The organism is Veillonella sp. T11011-6, from assembly GCF_002959755.1.
Classification (GTDB): Bacteria; Bacillota; Negativicutes; order Veillonellales; family Veillonellaceae; genus Veillonella.
The window spans coordinates 336,608-361,609 of sequence record NZ_PPCW01000004.1; the positions used below are offsets into that span (position 1 = coordinate 336,608).

Sequence of the window (25,002 nt, forward strand, 5' to 3'; positions counted from 1 at the left end):
ATTTTATTGTTGGTGAAAGTTTATATTCTATGGCTACTTGGCACTAGCCTTTACCATAATTAGGAAGGATTTTTATGTACAAGAATACCCCTTACGCATTACGTGCCCTCGTTCTAGGCACATTATTAGCCACAACAAGTTTTGGCTTTGCTTCTGCAAATACTACGACTCATGCTCCTGCTACTGCAGTAGCATCCGCAAAGGTTGAAGCGCCTACAGCGGCCTCCACGCAAGCAGTTACTATAAACACAGATGCTCCTAATGTAGCAACAACTAAAGCAGAGAATCATAAATTTGATGCCGCTAAAGCTGCTACCCCTGTAGTCGTAAATACATCTATTGGTACGCCACAAGACATTCAAAAAATCCGTGCCCATATCTTCTCCGATGTGCCTAGCGATTTCTGGGCTGCCAATTCTATCAGTACTGTAACAAAAGCAAATTTAATGAAAGGCTATTCTGACGGTACATTCCGACCTAATCAACCTATGACTCGTGAAGAAGTAGCGGCTCTCTTCAACAACATTACTGATGATGGTACAGCTGCCTTCTTATCTAGCAAATTTAAAGATATTACATCCGATCGCTGGTCTGCCCTCGCTATAGAGTCTGTAGCGCGTAAAAACATCATCAGCGGTTATGGTGATAACACATATAAACCAGAAAAATATATGTCTCGCCAAGAATTTGCAGTCGTAGCAGACAACTACATTCACTACTTAGGATACACAACAGAAGATCCAACAGCCCTTGATAATATTGCTTATGGAGACCAAAAATTTGTAGCTCCTTGGGCTCAAGATGCAGTTCGTGAACTTGCATACCTTGGCTTCACAAACTACGCTCCTGGCACATTATTTAACCCTGAAAAATATGTAACCCGTGCTGAAGCAGCTGAAATTGCATATCGCATGACGCAAACAGAACAAGCTCTTGCGTTCCATAACACATTGTTCAAGCAACAAGTAGAAAGCAAAACAGCTACTATCATCGATAAAACATTGGGCTATGGCAATGATTTCACAAAATTCCGTCAAGACGGTGCCCTCTTCTGGGATGGTGGCAAGTTACATGCGTCTTTAACCGATAAGAAAAAAGCAGAGGCTGTCGCTCATGCAATCTCTGAAGCGCAAGATCCTCAACTTGAAAGTGCCCTTGTTGTATCTCAAGGCAAGTTAAATCAAGCACAACTTGAAGATTACCAATCTGATGCGCTAGATTTATACAAAGCAAAAGAGCCAAAAGGTAACATCATCTCCATCCGTCCTAACGACGATACAAGCGCTCTTATCATTACAGCCGACTCCGTTCAAAAGGACACTGTGAAAGCTTTCAAAAAGAAATTCAAAAACAATGTAGTCGTACAATTACCACAACCTGAGACAGTAAAACCGGATGCAGCTATCCAATTCCCATTGCCTCCACGCGTAAACTACTACGATACAACAAATAAATAATTAAATAATCTCAACAATAAAAAGCCGTGTTCCTACACGGCTTTTTGTTTTACCCTCATTCAAAACTAAATAGTAATCTCCCTTTATACTTTAATTGCTATAATACAAAAAAGAACCGCCCCCGAAGGAGCGGTTCTTCTCACAATTAAACAGCTGTTACTATACACACATAATCGAATTCACACAGTTCGATTATTTTTTTGTTACATCATTTTGGCGGTCACGTAAGTTACCAACTGGTACATATACGGTACCTGCACTGTGGATTGTATCCACGTCTTGTTGTAAAACCATTACAACGGAATAATCATCAGTTGTGTAGAATTCAGTAGGCATTTTATCGATATTTACTTCGCCGCCTAATTGATTTTTCACATCTTGATTATTCTCAATAGCATTCACTAATTCCTTTTTATTAAGACCACCAAGGTCATACAAGGATAATTGACGACCTGTTGTAGTATTGAATGTAAAGCCTTTTACATAGTTGACGCCATTAGCATCACGGTCACGCATTGTGTACGTATGGATCAATACACTGAAGATACCATTTTTATCTATTTTAACATCGTAGTACATAACTACATTTGTTTTATCAGCTTCTTTGGCATTCAATTTTTCTACGTCATTTTGTACTTTAGCAACGTATTTTTTGATAGTGTTATTGATTGCTTTTTCTACAGTTGGGCTAACAGATTTAACTGTTGGGAACACTAGATCAAGATGATCTGTAGTAGATTCCACTGGAGATACAGCCACCTCTTTACGGTCCATATAGCGGTCCGCATTTGGTGCTACTACTTCAACTGCATTGCGATCAACTTTAGTTGCTACAGAGCGTAACGCACGGTTTTGCTCTGGTGTAGCAGTGCTAGAGATACGGTATGTTAAATCATTGCGATTTACTTTATTCGTATCAGCTTGCACTGTAGCAGTGTCTTTAGTTACAGGAATTTCGCTTGCTGCGAAGGATACTACTGGCAATGCAGCAGCCATCATGATGAGTACAGACTGTTTTAATTTCATTGTTTACCTCTTATTGTTGTTCTTGCTCAGCTTTCATTGCTAAAGCTTCTTCTTTATTGAATTTGTGAGTTACAACGCGGCGAACAAGGTATAAACCAGAGAAGATGAATGCAAGCAATCCTAACCATTGTGCTGTGCTTTCAAAATCAGGGCCTACTAGTTCAAGTGGAGATTCACCACCACCAGTTGTAACGGACAATACAATAATAACAGCTATGATTACACCAATCAAGCTTTCACCAACAATCAAACCAGAAGCGAAGAGAACGCCACGGCGGTTAGATTGTTCAACATCGTACTCAGCAAGTTCGCCAGCACGCATTTTAGCACGAGCTACTAGGTAACGACCTACGAAATAGCTAATGAAAGAACCTAAGATAAGAGGTACTTCCAATGTTGGAGGTAAGTAGATACCCATACCAACTGCCAATGGAGGCAATGTTAAAGAAGCTGTTGTGCTCTTAAGAATTAAGTTAACGATAATTGCTACTACGCCAACACCAACGCCGATCAAGATGTAGTCCCAATCCATGCTAGAACTAAAGATACCTTGAGCAATTGTAGTCATCAAAGTTGCTTGTGGAGCGGATAATGCAGCATTAGGATCCATTTCAGCACGTGGTAACGCACCTGTGAAGCCATATGCTTGGTAAAGCAAGTTAAGAACAGGAGCGATTGCAATCGCACCAGCTACGGAGCCAAGTAACAACGCAATTTGTTGACGCCAAGGTGTAGCACCAACGAGTTGACCTGTTTTCAAGTCTTGCAAGTTATCGTTAGAGATAGATGCAATCGCGATAACTACGGATGTCATGAAGATAGCCATAGCTGTAGCGAATTGTACGCCTGCTTCTGTAGCAAACAAGTTATTTTCAGAAGCGATGAAGTATACCACTAGAGAAGAAATAATAGTCGCCAAGATACCAATACCAGAGATTGGAGATGCAGATGTACCGATAAGGCCTGCCATGTAACCACATGCAGCAGCTACGAAGAAGCCGATTAGCAATGCTACGAGAACACCTACGATAACAAGTGTCCACATTAAGCCTGCGCTAATAGGTACTGCAGATACGAAGTCCCAGAATGTAAGAACTAAGCCTAAAAGGATAATACCGAATACGATAATAACAGATTTTGTGCTCATATCTGTATCCATACGATGCAATTCACGTTCAGAGGAACTGCTATTCATGGATTTAACAGAAATTTTCATACCTTCGATGATAGGTTTGATCAATGTAATCAAAGTCCAAATCGCTGCGATACCAATAGCACCAGCACCAATAAAACGAACTTTAGATTTCCAAACAGCCATTGCAAATTTAGCTGTAGCACCACCATCTGGAGCAAGCATGTTAGTCAAGTAAGGTACGAAGCCAGCCCAAGCGATGAGTACACCAACTAGGATAGCGATACCGGAAGCGATACCGATAAGGTAACCAGCACCTAACAACGCTGTAGAGAAGCCCAATGGAATTTGAGTAATACCTTTGCTACCTACAGGAAGCCAGAAGCTCATGCTGTCGCCAAGCACTTTGAAGCCATTCGCACAAAGACTGATAATACCAGCTACAAGACCACCGGATACGATATCTCCCATACCGGAGCTAGATTGAGGACCTTGGCCACCATTATGGGAACCAACCTTCAAGATTTCTGCTGCTGCACGGCCTTCTGGATATGGTAGATCACTATTTACTACCATAGCACGACGCAATGGGATAGTGAATAACACACCAAGGGAACCACCGCATGCGCAGAGCAAGAATGTTTGCCAGAATGGGAAGCCATTCCAATAACCAAGCATTAATAGACCTGGCAAGATAAAGATAATTGCGGACAAAGTACCGGCTGCAGAAGCCTGTGTTTGTACCATGTTGTTTTCAAGAACGTTAGAATCCTTGAAGAAACGTAAAATTGCCATTGAAATAATGGCTGCCGGAATGGATGACGAGAATGTCAAACCAACCTTCAAACCGAGATATACGTTAGATGCCGTAAAAATTACAGTAATCAATGCACCAAGTAGCATCCCACGTAGTGTCAGTTCCGGCAGATGAAGGTCATGGCTCATAAAGTCATGTTTCATAAGTACTTACCTCCTCTGTGAAACTAGAGCTTACAACATATAATAAGCTACTTCCATTTTATCGTGTTAAAGCGCTGATTTCAATATATATGCGATATTTATAATGTATACATGTTTCATTAGACCATTAACTATGTAGAAAAAGGCAACAGTCCAAAAGCCTCCAAAGCCACCTACCCCGCTACGCGGGGCCGCTAAGTCATTTTTGGACTATCGCCTTTCCCCTCTCAAATCAACCCTCTATGAAACATGTATACAAATTAAATATAAATCATCGCATATATATCGGAGAGGAAGATATTAGTGTATATGCACAAATCGCATATATAAGACCTCTCTATATGAAAATAGAAATCATTATCTTTTATTCTGTACAAATATACAGGATTTTATATAATTAAATTACCGACGATAAGGTCGGCATGTCTTTTAAGGAGGTTGTAAACATTATGGAAACAAGAATTGAATATGATTCAATGGGACCAGTCGAAGTCGACGCTAGACGAATTTACGGACCTCAAACGCAACGCTCGTTCAATAACTTTAAGATCGGTGACCACCGCATCCCTATTGAACAAATCAAAGCGCTTGCGCTTGTAAAAAAAGCATGTGCTTTAACCAATGCAAAATGTGGAGCAGTAACTGAGGAAAAAGCAAAACTCATTGCTCAAGTAGTAGATGAAATCGTGGACGGCAAATGGGATGACGAATTCCCATTGACTGTATTCCAAACAGGTTCTGGCACACAAACTAACATGAATGTGAACGAGGTAATCGCTCACCGGGCTAAACAGTTAGATGAAAGCAACCCGCTTCATCCTAACGACGATGTAAACCGCGGCCAAAGTACAAACGATACATTCCCTACGGCAATGCATATCTGCGCGTACTTTGAAATTACAAAACGCGTAATTCCTGCATTGGACGGCCTTATCCAATCCTTTGAAAATTTGCAAGAAAAAGGTAAAGGCTTGCAAAAAGTTGGTCGTACGCATTTACAAGATGCTACTTTCATCATGGTGGACCAAGAAATCAGCGCCTTTGTAGACGGCCTAAAAACTGCCAAAACTATGCTTGTCCAAAACGCTGACTACCTACTCGACGTAGCCCTCGGCGGCACTGCCGTTGGTACTGGTGTCAACACACCTAAAGGCTATCTAGACGTTATGGAAACTGTATTGCCAGAGGTAACAGGTGCTCCATTCCGCATGAAGAACAACAAATTCCAAGGCCTATCTTTGAAAGATGCTTTCATGATGGCTCACGGTGCACTCAATACGTTGGCTACTACACTATTCAAAATCGCCAACGACGTCCGTTTCTTAGGCTCTGGCCCTCGCTGTGGCTATGGCGAATGGCATCTTCCTGAAAACGAACCGGGCTCCTCCATCATGCCAGGCAAGGTAAATCCTACACAATGTGAAGCCTTGGCCATGGTATGCGCCCAAGTATTCGGCCATAATACGACTATGACACTCTGTGCAGGCAGCGGTGCGTTCCAATTGAACGTGTACATGCCTATTATGATCTATGACTTTGTTGAAAGCTGTCGCCTCCTCTCAGACGCTATGAACTCTTTCACAACACACTGCATCGACGGTGTAGAATTTGTACCGGAAAAACTCAACTTCTTTGTAGAACAATCCCTCATGATTGCTACATCCTTAACACCATACATCGGCTACGACAAGAGCGCTAAAGTCGTAAAAGAAGCGTACAAACGCGGTTGCTCTATCAAAGAAATCATCTTGGAAGAAAAACTTATGACTGAAGACGAATTTGCTGAAGCAGTTCGCATGAAATAAAACCTCCCTCATCTCTATGACATATCTGTAACATCCTCTCATACCTCAAATGAACGGAAAAAGCCCCGATACATAACGTATCGGGGCTTTATTTTAAATTACGACTTCATTACATATTTAATAAGAAGAAAACCTAAAGCATAAAATATTACTACACCAAAATATACATATGGTAATGAGCTTAGCAATTCATCAATTGGAATACCATTTAAAAGACGATATACAATCTGAACTATAGGAAATATAATAGCTACGATTATAATACTATAAAATAAAAATTTAAAAACACGTTTCACATTACTACTCCCACAAAACAAAAAACTCTATATAAATACTCTTTTATACTCCACTTTTTACTTCTCTAATATCTCACAAGTTTTATAGTCATTAACAGAATCAAAGATATGATAAAAACCATCTGTTTCGTACTTAATAGTTCATAGGTCTCGTTAAATGTATTATTCTTAAATGCCTGTATCAGTAATTCCTCTTGTTTACTGAGTTCCAAGTATATATCTAAATGGCATCCAATGGCCACGAGTATTGCTATTTTAAGATATCCCTTATATATATCCGCTGTCATATCGTAGATTAGAGAGATATCAAATAGCATGAGCACAATAATACATATAAGGATTTTATGGATAAAGGATGTATTATACATGATAGTATCCCTTTAATAAGCTTATCTTTTATTTTAAGGAGCTCACCTTTATTTCTAAGCTACTCCGTCAAAGAATGTAATGACTGTAATTTCTCGTGGACAGTTAATGCGGATTGGGAACCAATGTCCTGAGCCATTATTAACGTAACACACGCTTTGTTCTTCTACATAGCGACCTTTTGTATATGGTGTGCCTGTTGGTACCAACGGCATACCCATAAAGACAATTTGACCACCGTGAGTGTGACCAGAGAGGGTCAATGGAATTTTACGTTCAATGGCTTCTTCAAAGAATTCAGGGTGATGTGCTAGTAAGATAACAAAGGCATAGTCCGGAATACCAGATAAAGCCTTATCGATCATAGCTTCACGTTTTTCTTTTTCCCGATCATTGTCATACGCAACACCAGCAATGTATACAGGTTGCTTACCACCCATAATTTGAATATTGCTATTCACAAGGATGTTCATCGGTGTATTGTGTTTCAATTCGTCTAGTACCTTATTCACATCGTGATGGTACTCATGATTGCCCAAGATGAAATCGACACCGTCTGGGATTTGTTTTGCAAAGGTTGTCAGTCTTTCACAGACTTGTGGTAACCAAGCGATTTTATCGATTAAATCACCAGTGATGACAACGCGATTAGGCTTCTCTACAAGGGCGAGTTTTAAAATTTCATCAAGATCATCTAAATCGATGCTTGGCCCAACGTGGATATCGCTGAGTTGAACGATTTTATAGTCCTTTAAGCCAGGTGGTAAATTCGTATAGCCAAAGCTTTCATGAGTAACCTCAATCTCATGTTGACCTACATAGGCTGCATAGCTAGAACCACCGATTGTTGCTAACGGCACCACTGTGGCTGCCGTTCTAAAGAAAGCACGACGGCCTGTTCTATTTTCCTCTGGCGTTTTGCTCCAAATTTTATTAACCGCCCAGTATAGTAAACCGAGGACGATGAATACAGGAATAGCCAAGAATAAGCCAAAGAGGGAACCGTAACTTTCAGTACGGAATAGATTCATCAACGGATAATACATCGTTCCGTATAGATCCACTTGATTGAGTATATAGTATCGGATGGCAGCGAACCACGCACCGATAATAATTATATAGCCCACCCAGGCAGGCCATTTCTTTTTAGGCTTCCACAAGTTCAGGAAAAGCGCCCAAAATCCTACCAATCCTATTATGAGGATAGCAGAAAAAATGATATTAAATAGAATTCTCATTCATAGCTCCTAGAAATTATTTTGCCATCTCCGTCAATTTACCATGAGGACCTGCCCAAGCATAGTTGGCGAACTCGTCGCGCTTGATGAGCATCCAATCCTTCGGCAATTGCTTTTGGATATCTCCGATTGTTATATTCTTAGCATCTCCTGCATACGTTAAATCACCACGGAATGCTTTCATAAACCATTTTCGATGAGAGAAAATATGAGTTATCTCTTTTACTAATACTGGTTGTAAAGATAGGTCAAAACCTAAGTCCTTTACTAAAGCCTCAAGACCTTGTTCTCCGACCTCAAAGGCAGATACCATTTCCACAGATGGGAATTCCCACATGGACCGTAACAGTCCACGGTTAGGACGTTTGTGCAATAGATAATGGTCTTTGTATTGCAAAATGCCCACAAACAGAGGTACCTCTACTACCTTCGTTTTCTTTATGCGTACAGGTAGTTTGTCAGTATCCTTATGTTGATATGCTTCGCACATGTTTACAATAGGACATTCTCCACAGCGTGGATTTTTTGGAATGCACACGGCAGACCCAAAGTCCATCAATGCTTGATTAAAGTCGCCAGGTCGGTCGTGAGGCAATGTTTCCTCTACGATAGCGGTTATGGCCTTCTTACCTTTAGTACTCAAAATATCATCAAAGATGCGATATAAACGAGCATAAATGCGCAGTACATTGCCATCTACAGCCACCTCTGGTTCATTGTACGCCATAGATAGTACCGCCCCAGCCGTATAGGAACCTACGCCCTTCAAGGACTCCATGGTCTTTCGGTCATGAGGCACAATACCACCATAATTTTCCACAACGTCCTTTACACCAAGGCGCAAATTACGAGCTCGACTATAATAGCCAAGCCCTTGCCAAGCATGAACTACATCATCTTCAGACGCCTTTGCCAAATCCTCTAAGGTTGGAAATAGGCGCATCCAGTTATCATAATAGGGCTTCATCGCCTCAATGCGCGTTTGTTGGCTCATCACCTCGGAAACCCAAACCTTATAAGGGTCTCCACAATCGCGCCACGGTAAATCCCGCTTATTCACATCATACCACGCCAATAGCTGTGGCACCCACTTGGGGCTCTTTTTATCAGTCATATTACCTCTTAACCATTAATATATAGATCAATGCGCGCCAAGTGTTCACTTTCAAGAACGGTATCGACGGTGGTTAAATCCATTTTATCTACAGAGCTATTGTCTCGGCCAAATACGATAGGCCCTTTTAATTTCTTACCTTCTAGCAGCATCGGCAACCATTGACTGTCACCATCCCACATGTGCTCGTAGGGAATTTCATCTACTGTCAGCCAATGAGGCTCCATTTCGTCGGTTTCCTCTACATTACCTGTGAAAGTACGCAAAAAGTACACATAACCTACATGTGTTAAACTTTCATCAAAAGGAAATTGAAAGTCAAAAGCCGCCACACATTCTAGATCTTCCGAGCGACCATGAAGGCCAGATTCCTCAAACAACTCACGGATGGCACAGTCTCGGAAGCTTTCACCAGCCTCGAGTTTACCACCAAACCCATTATATTTATCAGCCCCGAAACCGCGTTTTTTACGACCTAGCAATATACGATTTTGTTCATCAATAGGAAATACAAGCGTCGTCGGTTTCATAGAGCCTCCTTAATCATTTATATAATACCCTATTATTATACCATTATTTCATGTACGAATGGGCTAATTATGGTATGATTAAGAGTATAGATTTTCTTACGAGGAAGGAGGCACATGATGAATAAACCACTACGATTTAACATCGCACTAGGGCGCACAAAGCCTGTTAATATTCGCAACGAAGAAGTGCGCTGCCCCTTCTGTGATCGTTCAAAATTAACGGATATTCTAGATACATCAGGTCATATCATATGGCTCATGAACAAATATCCTGTATTAGATAAAACATGGCCAACGGTTATTATTGAAACAGAAACGGACGAAGGCGAATTTTCTACATTATCTGCCGATGAAGCAGCTCGTATTCTCCAATTTGGCCTAGATAAATGGCGTGAAACACGGGAACGGAAAGAGTTCAAATCCGTACTCTTCTTCAAAAATCACGGATACATGTCTGGCGGTTCTATCCGTCATCCGCATAGCCAAATTATAGGTCTTGAGGATTACGATTACCACGAAGATATTACGGCCCAAAATATGGAAGGCTGGCTCTTGTACGAAGATCAAGATGTACGCATTACCTTGTCCACGCAGCCTATCATTGGCTTCTTCGAGTACAATATACGCTTTAAACCAGATGCACCTGTACGCTCCGTAGCGCTAAGATTACAACAAGTATTGCGTTATGTATTGCGCAGCATCGCCAATTATAGCCATTCCTATAACTATTTTGTATATAATCTTGAGGACGGCTACGACTATATCAAGGTTGTGGCCCGTTACGTAACAACACCACTCTATGTGGGCTATAAAATTCCTCAAACTTGCGATGAAGAGCGGGCTGCAAAAATCATCCAAGACATTGCGCCGTACTTCCACGCGTCAAAATAGTTTTACTCATGCATATTGTATCTAAATAATTTTGCTATATTTGAAAGGATGTTTATGAAAGTATTTGCCATCGGCGATCTCCATCTATCTGGCAATCCTCCGACGAAGCCGATGGATATTTTTGGTCCCCATTGGGATAATCACTGGAGCCGCATCAAAGAAGATTGGATGACCCGTGTAACAGACGAAGATATAGTCTTTCTTGTAGGTGACATGAGTTGGGCCCTTCGCCTCGATGAAGCGGCTTACGACTTACAAGAAATTGCATCCATGCCGGGCAAGAAATATATGATCCGCGGCAACCACGATTACTGGTGGGCCTCTGCCAACAAAATGCGAAACCTTATGGGTGATGCTATCACCTTCTTGCAAGGTCACGGTACAGCACAGCTTATTCAAACAGAAGAAGGCCCTCGCATCATCGCCTTTGGTGGAACACGCGCCTACCTCTGCCCTGGAGACTCCCATTTCACACCAGAAACAGACCAATCCATTTACGACAGAGAACTAATGCGCACCGAAGCAGCGCTGCAAGAAATGGATAAAGCTGTAGAAACACTAATGAAATCATTCAACTCAGAAATACACGTGGATACTACAGACTCTAATAAAAACAATCCACCAACCATAGATATAGACAAGATACCAGTAACAAAAATCCTATTGTTACACTATCCTCCATTCAATGAGTCCAACACGCATTCTGGCTTTACGTATCTCATGGAGACATACAAGGTAGATACGTGTATCTTTGGACATTTACACGATCAAATATCATTTAAACGTATTCCAAAGGAGTTTGGCGCCACAAAATTAGAGCTAGTATCTGCAGACTATCTAGACTTTAGACTAAAAGAAATTATGTAAGGAGAGACCATGAGTCGCATTCATAAAGAACATTTACAAGCGGGCTATATTTTTGGTGATACTGTTAACCAAGAATATATTTACTTGCCCTCTGGTGAGGTAGGCACCGACCAGCCATTGGCAGTTCTGGAAACACCGACAAAGCGTGAGGATATCACCTTGGACGAAGCAGTCCACATGATTGACACCCTTACGTTAAAGCGTTGTAGCCATCCTACACTAGGGAAAAAATCATTTTAATACTATAATGGCACGAACAAATTAAGCGGGTAGATATCTACCCGCTTTTTGTATAGATTTATACAGTTTTTAGATATTCCATAAAGGGATTATCCCAAGAAACCACCATGGCCCATGCGAATACAATCCTCTTTTGTGATTTCATCGTCTGCGACAAGGCGTGGCAAGATTTCGTCAAAGGCAGTCGGTTTGCTGAATAATACACCGCCTGGAACGCCGAGGATTGGCGTACCATCTGCGCAATATGCGATACAAACCATGGAACCTGGCAATACAGGCAAACCATAAGTCACTACGCGATCTGCATAACGTTTAATGGCTCCTGGTGTTAAATCGTCTGGGTCAACGCTCATGCCACCAGTACAGAAAATAATATCAGCGCCAGCTTGTTTTACCTTGTCGATAGCCGCCACGATATCGTCTGTATTATCTGTTACGATTTCATGAGCTACTTTTTTTACACCGAATTCAACACAACGTTCTTCAATGATTGGGGTGAAAGCATCTTTAATGCGGCCTTCAAATACTTCGGAACCTGTAGTAACGATACCCATTGTTTTGCGTACGAATGGTTTTACATTGAGTAAAGGATGACCATTAGCGATTTTCTTCGCATCCTCTACTTGTTGTTCCTCTAATAACAATGGAATACAACGCATGCCTGCTAATTTATCGCCTGCTTTCACAGGTGTATTGTTAAATCTCGTTACTATGGTAAGCTCGCCAATACTATTAATAGCATGTAAGCGATCTACATCAACTTTAAAGAGGCCGTCTACGTCTGCAATGGCTTCGATTTTGCCTTGCGCCATAGGTCCGTCATGCATATTTTCGCCACCTGCCATATTGTACAAGGCGCGTGCCACATCCTCTTCGTGCAAGAACCCTTCATCTTCAGGTTCCATTACAAAGATATGCTCTTTACCAAGGTCTAATAATTTTGGAATATCCTCTTCCGTAATCACATGGCCACGGCGGAACGGCGTATCTTTCACCTCACCGATGACGATACGTACTAAATCATGTATTAACGCATGCCCTACAGCATCTTGTGTTCTAATAGATTTCATTTCTTTCCCCTTTAACTCAAAAATCTTTCCCATATATGGAGTTCTAAATTCTACTCACATATTAATTTCTAAAGTCAGCTTAAGTGTTAAATTCTAAAGTCAGCTTAAGTGTTAAATTCTAAAATCTGCTCAAATGTTAAATTCTGAATTCTATACAATGTATGTTATAACAACAAAATGTATCTAATCCTATTATGAATATCTTGCAAATTAGTATATAAATATCTTACGAATAAGACCTAAATAGTCTTATGTATTAATCATATAAAAATGGCTTTATATATGCTGTAACGCAAATCACCTTAAATTGCACAGAGAATGCGCGCAAGTAGTATTCCAATCCAGCAAAGGATTAAGCCACCTACAACTTGTACAAAGCCATAGAATAAAGCTTGTACATAGGACTCAGACATCATTAGTTGTAGCATTTCAAAAGCAAAGGTAGAGAAGGTTGTAAATGCACCTAGCCCACCTACAACGAGGAAAAATCTCGCCAACTGCGGCAAATCTGGCTTTTGCATGTATAGACCTAGTACAAGGCCAATAATGAGGCAACCGATGAGGTTTACTACGACCGTTCCATACGGAAAGGAACTCACCTTTGTCATAACCCATTCACCAAGAGCCATACGACATAACGCTCCAACGGCTCCACCGAGGGCAACTGCAATGTATTTTTCCATATTGCCTCCACTACTTACAGTACTATCCTACGATTTTCACAATACGTGTAATTATCTGAAATAACCGATAATTATCTAGTTTTCTATATTAGTCAATCACCAATAGTCTCAGTATACTATATTTAGAGAGCAGGGAAAAGGAAGGAATCCCTATGAAATCTGCATCGACACCTCTAACTGAGCTACGAATCAACACCTATGAAGATCCGGTCTTACAGCATCAGTATGTTTGTTTAGGCCATAAAATTGCCCATATTCGCATATCTCTAAATATGTCTCAATATGAGCTAGCACACCACGTGGGCATTAGCCGCAGTTATTTGAGCAAGCTAGAATGTGGCACAGGTATATCTGGCATGTCCTTAGAGATTTTATTTAAAATCGCTGAAGCATTCCAAATTGACGCAGCACAACTCATAAGGCTACGCATCGTAGATTATAAAAGCTGTAATGCACATCTTTCATCACACTACAAACGATTAGAATTTCTAAGTCATACACGTAACAATACACCAGCAAAAGCTGATTCAAAGCTAAGCTAAGTTAAATTAAATTAATTAAATACAGTAAACATCTACTACATAAAAAGCTCCGCCAATAGCGAAGCCTTTCATATAGCATGCCCAACAAAAGGCATTATACTTCATTAAGTTTTTTATGTTGCACTTCTGCATTTGCCTTTTTGAAGATAAATGCATTATTAATGTGCTGACGCATAGCATTTTCTGCTGCCACTTCATCATGACGCTCAATAGCATCTACAATATGATCATGTTCATCGTCGCAATCATGCGTACGCACTGCATTGAAAGAGCTGATGTACATATCGCGATTAACGCGTTCACGGAAGCTAGCAAGGTACTCTACAACGCGTTCATTACCAGAGTAATGAGCGATCATTGTATGGAATCGACTGTTTACTTCAACACGTTCTGTAGCATCTTCGATTTCATGCATTTCTTTGCAGATGTCACGCAATTCTTTAATTTGTTCGTCTGTAGCATGACGTGCACAAAGTCTTGCACCAAGGCCTTCCATTACTTCACGCACTTGATACAATGCAATGATTTCCTCTGGAGTATCGGACTTTACAGTAACGCCCTTCCAAGGAACGATCACTACGAGGTTATCTTTAGCCAATTTACGGAATGCTTCACGCACAGGTGTTGCACTCACTTGCAATTGCTCTGCAATTTTTACTTCGTTAAGCTTTTCTTGTGGCATCAATTCGCCTGTTAAAATAGCTCTTTTTAATGTTAAATACACTTGTTCACTGAGAGGTAATCTTTCAATAGAGTCCACAGCGGACAATTTATATTTATCTTTCGAATCTTGTTTTCCCATTACTATCCCCTAATCTTGTGTCCCGTTATATCTTTCATACTTTCAAAGAACGGCTAAAATGAGTATAATATATTGTACGATATATTTTATATTTTGAATAAATATGTCATATATGATTTAGTGCATATAATATAATTATAGAGCCCATATCTAAGACTGTCAATTTAACGATAGATAATAGCTATATCTCATTTTTGAAAGTAAGGAAGTTATATCATGAGCCGTTGTTTGGTAATCATAAACCCTGTATCGGGTGGCGGTGCGGCGCGCCGGTATGCCCTCGATTTACAATGGAAATTGAGCACCTTATTCGAAACGATTGAGGTCAAATTCACCACCGGTGAAGGAGATGCTACACGTTTTGCAAAGGATGCTTGCGAACGCGGATTCGATGCTGTATTCTGCATGGGCGGTGATGGCACCGTAAATGAAACCGTAAATGGTATTGCCCAAGGTGGCTTCAAATCTACCTTTGGTTTTATACCAGTAGGTACTGTTAACGATATGTCTCGTGCCCTTGGCATTCATCAAAATCCAACACAAGCAATCAAACGCATTGATATCAATCAAACGCGTACCATTGATATCGGTCGTTGCAATGATAAATATTTCTGCAACAATATCGCAGCCGGTGTGATTCCAAAGGTAATCGAAGAGGTTACACCAAAGGAAAAAAGTATTTTAGGACCACTCGCCTACTTCTTGCGCGCAGGCCAAGCCTTGTTCACAACGAAAGACTACACATACCGCATCAAAACAGAGAACGACGATTTTATTTGTAAATCCCCGCTCGTTCTTGCATTGCTTACCAATGTAGTGTCTAGCTTTGAACGCTTTATGCCGGAAGCCTCTGTAGACGACGGTTATATGCGTATCATCATCTTCAAGGAATACTTCATCCTCGATATCCTCAGCGTATTACCACTTATCCTCAGTGGTGCCATCTATAACTCTCGTTATACAACATCATTAACTGTGAAAAAAGCTCAAATTGAACTATTATCTGATATCGGTGATTTACCTACTAATATGGACGGCGATCAAGGTCCATCCATGCCGGTAGATATCGAAGTATTGCCGCGTGTACTAAAAGTATTTGCACCAGCAAAACACAAAAAGAAAAAAGCTTTGAATTTGCCTAAATTACCGCATATCGACTTATAACATGTCGCTTATAACTTGTAATAAATAATATAATAAAATACACAGTGAACATAAAAGCTCTCTATCCGTGGATAGAGAGCTTTTTATATTAATCAGTCTATAATGATGGCATCATGCAAGCGGAAGCTATAGATATAGCATGCTTTTACCGGCATTCCTGTCAATCGTTGCAAGGCCTCTTTATAGAGGTCCATTTGGATTTTATAGCGCTTGATGAGATCTTCCCCAGATTTAACGCGGTCCGTCTTGTAATCTACAAGAACCCATTCGCCGTCCTCTTCAAAAGCGGTATCGATAATACCTTGAAGGAATAGATTTTCTCCATCTTCAAGCGTATCGTATACCCGTTTCCCTTCAAAGAGCATACTAAATGGCAATTCTCGTTCGATACGCTTCGCGTTGATGAGACGTTTCCCAAGATTAGAACTGAAGAATTTATAAAGACTTGTATCACTTAATAAATTTCGTTCTTCCTCTGTGAAAGTCCCTTTCGTTACAAGTGCATCAAGTTCTTTTGTTAAAGAATCCTGCGTGTACTCGGTAAGAGGTAACCACTGCATAGCCTCATGCATTAAGGTACCCCATTGAGCCCCTGTTAACACATCCTCTTCGGACTGTAACGCCTGTGGTTTACGACCGAATACAGAATTCGCTAAATCATTGGATTGACCTAAAATCGCACCTGAAACAGCTCGTTGAGAGCCAGCCTCTACCATATCTACTGCTTCAGTAGGTGTATTAAGAGTATCAATTGTCCCTGCTTCTAGTTCTCGTTCTTGGAATCGTCGTTTTAATTCACTAACAGAGATTTTAGCAGTGCGACGTGTGGCATCGCTATACGGATAGGTATAGTTAAAGCGGTCTACTATTTCCTGCGGTAATTCTACAGAGTTAACAGCCTTTAACTCACGCACCTTGTTGATAGTGGTTTCGTCGATATCTGCTTTGTAGTCTAGATCACCATAGAGGGAGCCATCGTGAATTTCAACCTTGATACGACATTTCTTGTCTGGTAAGTCAAAATAGGTGGGCCCTTCGTACTCAATAGCTACACGCAATGGATTGCCGCCGTCTAAATGACGAGCAAAGCCCATAATGAGCCACTCTAAATATGTATTGGCTTGGGTAATAATATCTGTAGGTAGTTGTTGCCCCTCTACAGAGGCAGCATTTTTAATGAGCTCACCTAAGGTACTCAATCCGCCCTTAGAATTCTTAAAGCCTTTCACAAAGCCTGTCATAAACAGCTTATCTCGCGCCCGTGTTAAGGCTACATAGAGAATACGCTGTTCCTCGGCTTTCAGGGCCGCCTCTTTAACGTCTTTCACGTAGAACCACGGCATGGTTGGGAAGGATACTCGAATATCTGGGAAGTACCCCTTAAGACCAAGCCCTGCATTCTTATCGATGAGAAGTTCTGACCGAAGGTCCATCATATTGAATTTCTTTTGCATCCCAGATAGGAATACAACAGGGAACTCAAGACCCTTACTCTTGTGGATAGTCATGATGCGCACTACATTGTCCGCTTCACTGACTACATTGGCAAGAGGCATATCTTGATTGCTATCACGCAAGCTTTCAACGAATCGCAAGAATCTAAATAGACCTCGGAATCCAGAGGCCTCATAGCCCTTGGCACGGTCATATAAGGCGAGCACATTCGCGCGGCGCACAAGACCATTCGGCATGGCCCCTACATAGTTTACGTAATCTTGGGATTCGTAAATATCCCACAATAAATCGGTCACACCGTGACGACGTGATAAGGTACGCCAACGCTCCATATGTCCAATAAAGGATAATAAGCGCTCATCTTGAGCCGCTTCTGCATAAGCAGGCATGAGAGACCACAAAGAGCCCTCACCAGATAAACGTAACGCACCTAGTTCATTTGCATCAAGCCCAACTAGACCAGAGTGCAATACCGCTGCCATCGGCAAGTCTTGTTCAGGATTATCTATGATGGATAACAACGCTAGTAAGAGCTGAATTTCTTGGGCTTCAAAGTAACCATCCCGTTCATTTACTACCGCAGGGATGCCTGCTTGGCGCATGGCTTCTACGGCACGGGTGCCCCAGCCGGCCAAGGATCTACGCAAAATCGCAAAGTCTCGCCACTCGATTTGACGGAATGTGCCATCTGGATTTTGCACCTGCTTCTTAGCAGCGTGGATTTCCTTAATCTTTTGAATGATAAAATCTAGCTCTCGCTCGTTATTCTCAGGGTCATCCCCTTCGTCTTCGTCGCTTTCACTAGCACCGAGGGTATCCTTACTAACATCTAAGAGCTGCAATTCCACGTCGCCTCCAACCCAATCCTCAGGCGCATCCTCTACAATGCGGCCAGGAATGAGGGATTCAGCCTCAGTATAATTTAGCTCTGCCGCCTCTTCCGTCATGATTTGATAGAACAAGAAATTCGTGGCAGCCAAGATATTTTCGTGAGATCGGAAGTTCTTCGCCAAATCGATACGGCGCTCTACCGCATCATTACCACCGTATGTGTTATATTTCTCCATAAACAGAGAACTGTCCGCCATACGGAAGCTATAAATAGCCTGCTTCACGTCACCCACGTAGAAGCGATTATCGACGCGAGAAATCAAGTTGATAATCGTCTCTTGCACACCGTTTGTATCTTGGTATTCGTCGACCATGATTTCTTTGAAAGTATCTTGCAATTCCCTCGCTACGTCAGACGGCTGAGGATCATCCTCTGTGCCAGGCTCAACGAGAAGGGCTAAGCATAAATGCTCCAAGTCACTAAAATCCATAATGCCTTGCTCTTGCTTCATATCCCGATAGGCTTGGTGGAACGCAATGGTGAGCTCCACAAGACCTTCAATGATAGGATATTGAGCTTTGAACTGCTCTTGCAAGGTAGCTTCTGGCACTGTGAATACAGAAGCTTGCATGGCTTTTAGGTCATCCTTATTTTGAGCACCTAAGGATTTAAACTCAGCTACTAATATAGGGTCATAGGATTGAGCCTCTTTTGAACCCATGCGGAACTGATCTTTAATAAAGGTGTCTATATGCTTACACGCTTCGCCCATATCATCCCAGGTTTGAGCATTTGAAAGCATGCCTAGTGCAGCCAATTGGTTATCATATATGTTTTGCCATTTATGAGGCCCCACTGGATCTAGCAAAATTTGTTCCATCCGCTCTAAGCGCTCACGAATGCGGTCTATAACAGCTATATGTTGATCCCACATATATTGGCCCCATAGCGTATCGCTTGGGTTTATTTCCATTGCCTCTTTATAAGGTGCTAATGCTTTACGTAGCCATCCATCAGGATTAGCAAGGGACATAGCGTAGTTATACAAAGACATAATCTTTGCCGTTAAGCCTGCATCAGATTTATCATCGCTGAAAAAGTCCGCCAATTCATAGATATTATAAAGGCCCTCTTCATAGGATTTAGTCAATAAATCGGCTAATACCTCTTGTTGTAAGAGTGCCATTTCTGCTTCGTTACCAATGCGAGCCGTTGGATTAATATCAAGCTTATAGAAATAGGAACGAATCACCCATTGGCAGAAAGAGTGCAACGTAGAAATATGCGCAGACGGTAAGAGATTAAGCTGTCGTTCAAGACGCTCTTGCATGACCGCATCATCGGTAGACTCCATGGCTTTTGCCAAAGCAAGCCCAATACGAGCACTCATCTCTTGTGCCGCCGCCTTTGTAAAGGTTACAACCATGAGCTCTTGTACGGACAAAGGATTATCCATATCCTTTAAACGCGTAATGATACGCTCTACGAGAACTGCCGTTTTACCTGAGCCAGCCGCTGCTGCTACGAGCAAGGTTTGATTATCTAAAGACGAATCTTTAGGAGCTATGATGGCAGACTCCTGCTCTGGCGTCCATTTAACACCCATAGTTTTCACCTCCTTCGTTACTATTATTTCTATCGTTACTGTTGTTTCCGTCGTTTAAGACCTCTTTCATTCGTTCTAATGCATCATCTTCAGATAATCCTGACAGATAATTGTATTTATTACGACTAGAGTCAAAACGACATACCGTATGATAATCACAGTACGTACAAGGTCTAAAGCCATTCAATTGATATGGCTTAATTGGGAATTGGCCATCTCCAATATTACGCCCTGTTTCAGCCATGACGTGATTGGTATAACGACACAACACATCAAATTCTCCTGGGTTCTTAACCTTGCGCAAGTCTCTATTAGAAATAGTTTGATCCTTCTTCGTCGCAATTGGCACATACGGGCCCTGTTTTGCACCATAAGATAAGAACTTATTATCAATATGCGTCAACAACTCAATATCATCTGAGAAGTACCCACTATTTTGCCATGCATTACTTTCCTTAGCCAATGACACTGCATCTTCATAAGATATAGGTGTACCTGCAGGGATTTTAGGGTTCTTCACATAGGAATACACTACAGCCGCAGGCGACATAGATTTTCCTTCTGCTTTGCCATAAGCGGATTCTAAGGCCAATAGATAGGTCATGAGCTGCAATTTAAGACCATAGTACACATCTTGGGCTGTTACATGAGCGCCACCCGATTTGTAGTCAATAACCATACCATAGGTTTGACCATCTCGAGTATATTCATCGATGCGGTCAATTTGACCAATAAGTCGTAAATAACGGTCTTCCCCAAGAGGCACCCGAATCGGATCCCAGCCGCCTTGACGTCCAAAATCTTGCTCTAAGTATTTTGTATCAAAATCACTGCGCTTGGACCACTCAACAAGGCGGTCTACCGTCACATGTAATGTTCGTTGTACACGCTGCTCGATTGCCTTTTGGTAAGCATCGCTCGTTTCCTCACCAGAATGATTTTCTTGTAAGATTTCATCTGCTACAGAGCGACATAGGTTAAGTTGATCTTCTTCGTTAAGATCACGCCATTGTTTATTATTTTCTAGTAGATAATTACCTAAACGCTCTAAATTAGCATGTAAGAATGTACCAATTTCAGGAGCACCAAAAGAACGCACACGACGTGGCTCTAGCTTCAAACCATATTGAGCATAGAACTTGAACGGACATTGTTGGTATCGCTCTAAACGCGTCACAGAACCAGACATGTAGCCTTTAGATAAGAACAATCCATTCACTAAATCCTTTGTAATGACCGGTACATCGTTATTATCTCGAATACCACGAGACACCTCACCTAAACGTGGACGGTAAGTGTCGCTTTCACGAGCCCAGTTATAGAGGCCCCACCACAGTGGATTGACCTCATGACCACTAAAGAGGGCACCCCAACGCTCAGATAATAAGGATAAACTTTGGAGCGGACGCCACACATATTCCTGCTCTGTATCAGGCTCTATGGATAACGGAATATCTACAGCCTTACCGACATACCCGAGGGATTCTAAGCGCTTCACCACGAGGGATGGTTCAAGACCGGTTCCATCTTCACCAGAACTTGCATAGGACAGCGTCAAGGAATCGGATGCCCGCGTCATAGCTAGGTATAATAGGAAATTTTCGTTGAAAGCCTTCGGCAAAGCACCTTCAGCAAGGGTAATACCTGCATCGGCTAACTCTTGGCGTTCCTTATCCTTAATAAGGCCTTCATCGCCCATGCTTTGTGGGAATACGCCTTGATTGAGGCCCATGACGAATACCTTAGGCCACCATTGGCTATAACCACGTTCGATGGTGGTGATTACCACATGGTCCAAGGACGGAGGAATCATAGAATAATTTACATCGCTCAAGCCTTCTTCGAGGAGCAACATTATCTCATCTAAGGTCAACACTTCATCCTTCATGACCATAGAGATTTCGTCTATGAAAGAAATAACTGCATTGTACATCTGTTCATGGCTGGCTTTGGACTCTTGATCGCCCATGGCTTCTGCGTCCTTCGCCCACTCATAGAGGCGCTGTGGAACTTGCAAGGTTTCTAATAGACCATAGAGCTGTTCGCCCCATTCAGACCCCGTATGGCCTTCGCTATGAGCAGCAAAGTCAAACCATGGAGATAATATATCCATAATGGTTTGTCGTGCTTGATTAACACGGAATCTACGCGGTGCATCAGGGTGACTTTCTTCATCTTGCCCCTCGTGGAAACCGCGTAAGTACGGCCAGCTTTCACGTTCCCATTTATAATGGTCAATACCAAACTCGAGCACATAGTTCTCTAATTCATCTACAGCCTCACGAGTAAGAGGCATCAAATCTGTTTTCAGCAAGAGGAACATGCTGTCTCGGCTGTAACTATGGCGCACAATATCAAAGAGAGCCGTCAATAATTCGCCTAAGGGATGATTTTTCATAGGCCGTTGGCGGTCGATGAAGTGTGGAATACCGTAGCGGGCAAAAACCTTTTCTAAGGTATCTCCGTACGTTTCGGACTCGCGAAGCATGATACATACATCGCGGTAACGTGCCTCTGGAGAAGACTCCACATAGGCTAAAATACGGCGAGCCACCGCATCAGCTTCCCGTTCTCTGTTATAGCCACGAATAAGCGGAATCGTAGTATCTGTAGTATTTTGCTTGCTAGGACTAGTAAAGTAATTAGATTCTAATTCTTGTACGATTTGAGGGCCCCGTTTCCCGTCAAAACCAACCCAGTTAATACTAGATCCATAACGAGCCACTAAGGTGTCATAAATTTCTAAAGGACGACTGAAGAGATGTTCCCCTCGACGAGCGAGATTTAACGCCTTCGGAGCCATCGGTAAGTCGATGGTTATAACCGCTTCCTTAGCCAAATCAAATAAGGTATAGATCAACTCGTAATGTGTAGGCGTAAACCAATGGAAGCCATCGATAAAGACATGACTATTTTCCATCAGAGGAGACTGTGGCAAAGCCTCAACAATTTCCATGATAGGATCGATATCGCGTTCCCCATGACGGCTGATTTCCTCTTCATAAGCGGCCATACAAATGGCAAGTTCCCGCAATTTCTTTTGTAATACTTTATTTTTAACAGACTCCGCTCCACGTTCTAGGTCTGTAGGACCTACGCGGAATGCGCGAAACTCAGAAAAGAGTTGTTGCAATACAGAAGAAAACTCAGGACGTTTTGTAGCCTGTTCTAAGAGGCCTAATTCCTTTTGTTTTCGTTTCATAACAAGGCGCAACAACATAGACCGGCCAAAGCTAGATAAGCTTGATTGACCGGCCCCCTTAGAGCCTATGGATTGATATACTTGGTACCCCAAACGACCAAAGCCTACGACGCGAACTGTAGTAAAGCCTTTTTCAGGCATAAATTCAGCAAGCTCCCGTTCTACCCGATAGGTCGCTGGTTCAGGAACGAGTAAGATTATCGGTTCCCCTGGACAATCGGTCATGACTTGACGTATCCGTTCATATACGGCACGTGTCTTACCAGATCCTGCTCGTCCATAATAGACGCTAATACTCATGAGACCTCCCTAGTGAAACTTTCACCATCTCAATTTATAGAAATCACAAACTTCATCTTATTTTTAAATTTCTTTTCCTTAGGTATAGATTTAAACTAAATTTTTCGATATAATATATTACTATACTACGTATTATTATATAGTAATATGATATTCTGTGCCTAATTATGGGGTAATTAAAGGCAAATTGTACAATATTTGACTCATTAGATTAAATTTGTTTATAATTAAGAAAATATTTTATATTTTATTTACAATTAACAGAATTTCATATATAATACAGATTAGTATTTGTGTTATTTGTAAAAAATCATGTATTTAGGAGTGAATTATTATGAACAAAAAACATTTAGCAGCTGCTTTCGCAGTATTCGCAGCTACAACTATGTCTTTCTCTGCTTTCGCAGCATCCGTTGATGCTAACGCACGCGCTTACGAACGTGCTGCAGCTGAACAATATACTTACGCTGCACCTCAAGCAGCTACACCAGCGTACCAATCTGGTTATGTAACAAGCGCACCACGCCCTGGTTACAAACCATTACCAGCAGTACCTTACACAGCAGGTGACATGGCTCAACAAATGCCTGTATCCAAAGAATTGGGCGACCCAATCTTTGTAGCACCTCAAACAACAGCTGTAGGTCTTCAAATCATGGATCCTATCGCTACTAACAACCAACCTGTATACCAAGAAACTGTAACTTCCGTAACAGCTAATGGCAACGGCAGTGCATATGTTTCCCGTTACAAAACTAACCAATTGAACGCATTCGACTTATTGTTGAACGGCAAATCCTATACATACGACTTGCCAGCATACACTAACGGCTACCAAGTTAAAACTGCTAGCTCCTATAACCGTGCTGGTGACGGCGTTGCAAACGTATTCTCTACAAACGTAATCACTGAAGCAGTTGTAAACAACAACTCCTTGCGTATCACTGTTAACATGACTCAACCAACAGCTGTAGCAGCTGCTAAATTGCGTTCCATGCAACAAACTGGTCAAGTAGCAGGTGGCGAAGTAGCGGCATTGTTCGCTTACAATGAAAGCTATGATGGTGTAAAACAAGCTGCTCATTACGATGTATTCAACAACGGCGGCCGTTACATCGTTGTTAAATCCGGTGCTGTAACTGTTCCAAACGGTGCACAACACCCTTACGCAACTGCATTGTTCGCAGTAACTGATGACACTGTAGCTGCTGTAACAGTATCTGGCAACACTGCTGATGCTTACGATTTAGTAAAAGGTACTGCATACGCAATCGCTCAATCCGCTCGCGTATCTAACGCACGTACTCGCTAATTTAAACTACAATTCGTTACGAATTAAATATAATGGTGAAAGCTACAAGCCTTCACATATAAAGACTATATAAATCACTAAATCCCCGAATGAGGTATCTCATTCGGGGATT

18 protein-coding genes are annotated in these 25,002 nt (G+C 41.7%); 8 read left to right on the plus strand and 10 right to left on the minus strand.

What is annotated here, in order from left to right; all coding sequences use genetic code 11:
* The first annotated feature begins 74 nt into the window (after positions 1–74).
* Positions 75–1,457, plus strand: coding sequence for an S-layer homology domain-containing protein (locus tag VRHSUH10_RS06220; protein WP_105089839.1), 1,383 nt, complete (start codon positions 75–77; stop codon positions 1,455–1,457).
* A 192-nt stretch (positions 1,458–1,649) separates the two neighbouring features.
* Here the strand turns inward: VRHSUH10_RS06220 and VRHSUH10_RS06225 are convergent, their stop codons facing one another.
* Both VRHSUH10_RS06225 and VRHSUH10_RS06230 read right to left on the minus strand, forming a co-directional pair.
* Positions 1,650–2,483 carry a hypothetical protein gene (locus VRHSUH10_RS06225; protein WP_105089840.1) on the minus strand — a complete coding sequence of 278 codons (834 nt, stop codon included), beginning with the start codon at positions 2,481–2,483 and terminating at the stop codon, positions 1,650–1,652.
* A gap of 10 nt (positions 2,484–2,493) precedes the next feature.
* Entirely contained in the window at positions 2,494–4,575 is a 2,082-nt protein-coding gene (locus VRHSUH10_RS06230; RefSeq protein WP_105089841.1) for an OPT family oligopeptide transporter, read from the minus strand.
* A gap of 449 nt (positions 4,576–5,024) precedes the next feature.
* Here VRHSUH10_RS06230 and VRHSUH10_RS06235 point away from each other — a divergent pair, with 449 nt between their 5' ends.
* Entirely contained in the window at positions 5,025–6,380 is a 1,356-nt protein-coding gene (locus VRHSUH10_RS06235) for a lyase family protein (RefSeq protein ID WP_105089842.1), read from the plus strand.
* 718 nt (positions 6,381–7,098) lie between these two features.
* Here the strand turns inward: VRHSUH10_RS06235 and VRHSUH10_RS06250 are convergent.
* The 3 genes from VRHSUH10_RS06250 to VRHSUH10_RS06260 are packed head-to-tail and all read right to left on the minus strand — an operon-like array spanning position 7,099 to position 9,924.
* Entirely contained in the window at positions 7,099–8,280 is a 1,182-nt protein-coding gene (locus tag VRHSUH10_RS06250) for a metallophosphoesterase (protein WP_105089845.1), read from the minus strand.
* Positions 8,281–8,296: 16 nt separating this feature from the next.
* The gene (gene mutY, locus VRHSUH10_RS06255; protein ID WP_105089846.1) at positions 8,297–9,394 is read right to left on the minus strand and encodes an A/G-specific adenine glycosylase; all 1,098 of its coding nucleotides are present in this window, start codon (positions 9,392–9,394) and stop codon (positions 8,297–8,299) included.
* 8 nt (positions 9,395–9,402) lie between these two features.
* A complete protein-coding gene (locus VRHSUH10_RS06260; protein ID WP_105089847.1) occupies positions 9,403–9,924 on the minus strand; it encodes an 8-oxo-dGTP diphosphatase in 522 nt (173 codons plus the stop codon).
* A 117-nt stretch (positions 9,925–10,041) separates the two neighbouring features.
* Between VRHSUH10_RS06260 and VRHSUH10_RS06265 the strand changes: the two genes are divergently transcribed.
* Genes VRHSUH10_RS06265 through VRHSUH10_RS06275 form a run of 3 tightly spaced genes read left to right on the plus strand, consistent with a single transcriptional unit; the run spans position 10,042 to position 11,922 of the window.
* Entirely contained in the window at positions 10,042–10,815 is a 774-nt protein-coding gene (locus VRHSUH10_RS06265; RefSeq protein WP_105089848.1) for a DUF4931 domain-containing protein, read from the plus strand.
* A 54-nt stretch (positions 10,816–10,869) separates the two neighbouring features.
* The gene (locus VRHSUH10_RS06270) at positions 10,870–11,682 is read left to right on the plus strand and encodes a metallophosphoesterase (protein WP_105089849.1); all 813 of its coding nucleotides are present in this window, start codon (positions 10,870–10,872) and stop codon (positions 11,680–11,682) included.
* A 9-nt stretch (positions 11,683–11,691) separates the two neighbouring features.
* Positions 11,692–11,922: a hypothetical protein gene (locus VRHSUH10_RS06275; RefSeq protein WP_105089850.1), complete on the plus strand. Its 231-nt coding sequence runs from the start codon at positions 11,692–11,694 to the stop codon at positions 11,920–11,922.
* Between the two features lie 89 nt (positions 11,923–12,011).
* Here the strand turns inward: VRHSUH10_RS06275 and VRHSUH10_RS06280 are convergent, their stop codons facing one another.
* Both VRHSUH10_RS06280 and crcB read right to left on the minus strand, forming a co-directional pair.
* Positions 12,012–12,992, minus strand: coding sequence for a molybdopterin-binding protein (locus VRHSUH10_RS06280; protein WP_105089851.1), 981 nt, complete (start codon positions 12,990–12,992; stop codon positions 12,012–12,014).
* A gap of 302 nt (positions 12,993–13,294) precedes the next feature.
* A complete protein-coding gene (gene crcB / locus VRHSUH10_RS06285) occupies positions 13,295–13,675 on the minus strand; it encodes a fluoride efflux transporter CrcB (RefSeq protein ID WP_105089852.1) in 381 nt (126 codons plus the stop codon).
* Positions 13,676–13,827: 152 nt separating this feature from the next.
* Between crcB and VRHSUH10_RS06290 the strand changes: the two genes are divergently transcribed.
* Positions 13,828–14,217, plus strand: coding sequence for a helix-turn-helix domain-containing protein (locus VRHSUH10_RS06290; protein WP_105089853.1), 390 nt, complete (start codon positions 13,828–13,830; stop codon positions 14,215–14,217).
* A 94-nt stretch (positions 14,218–14,311) separates the two neighbouring features.
* Here VRHSUH10_RS06290 and VRHSUH10_RS06295 read toward each other — a convergent pair whose 3' ends face one another.
* Positions 14,312–15,019, minus strand: a complete 708-nt coding sequence (locus VRHSUH10_RS06295; RefSeq protein WP_105089854.1) for a GntR family transcriptional regulator — start codon at positions 15,017–15,019, stop codon at positions 14,312–14,314.
* A 216-nt stretch (positions 15,020–15,235) separates the two neighbouring features.
* On the opposite strand from VRHSUH10_RS06295, the gene VRHSUH10_RS06300 reads away from it, so the two are divergent.
* Positions 15,236–16,183 carry a diacylglycerol kinase family protein gene (locus tag VRHSUH10_RS06300; protein ID WP_105089855.1) on the plus strand — a complete coding sequence of 316 codons (948 nt, stop codon included), beginning with the start codon at positions 15,236–15,238 and terminating at the stop codon, positions 16,181–16,183.
* A gap of 92 nt (positions 16,184–16,275) precedes the next feature.
* On the opposite strand, the gene addA is transcribed toward VRHSUH10_RS06300, so the two are convergent.
* Both addA and VRHSUH10_RS06310 read right to left on the minus strand, forming a co-directional pair.
* On the minus strand, positions 16,276–20,076 hold the full coding sequence (addA, locus tag VRHSUH10_RS06305; RefSeq protein WP_105089856.1) for a helicase-exonuclease AddAB subunit AddA: 3,801 nt from the start codon (positions 20,074–20,076) through the stop codon (positions 16,276–16,278).
* Positions 20,066–23,578, minus strand: coding sequence for a PD-(D/E)XK nuclease family protein (locus VRHSUH10_RS06310; RefSeq protein ID WP_105089857.1), 3,513 nt, complete (start codon positions 23,576–23,578; stop codon positions 20,066–20,068). Before VRHSUH10_RS06310 ends, addA begins: the two co-directional genes overlap by 11 nt.
* Before the next feature lie 334 nt (positions 23,579–23,912).
* On the opposite strand from VRHSUH10_RS06310, the gene VRHSUH10_RS06315 reads away from it, so the two are divergent.
* A complete protein-coding gene (locus VRHSUH10_RS06315) occupies positions 23,913–24,890 on the plus strand; it encodes a hypothetical protein (protein WP_105089858.1) in 978 nt (325 codons plus the stop codon).
* Positions 24,891–25,002 lie beyond the last annotated feature (112 nt).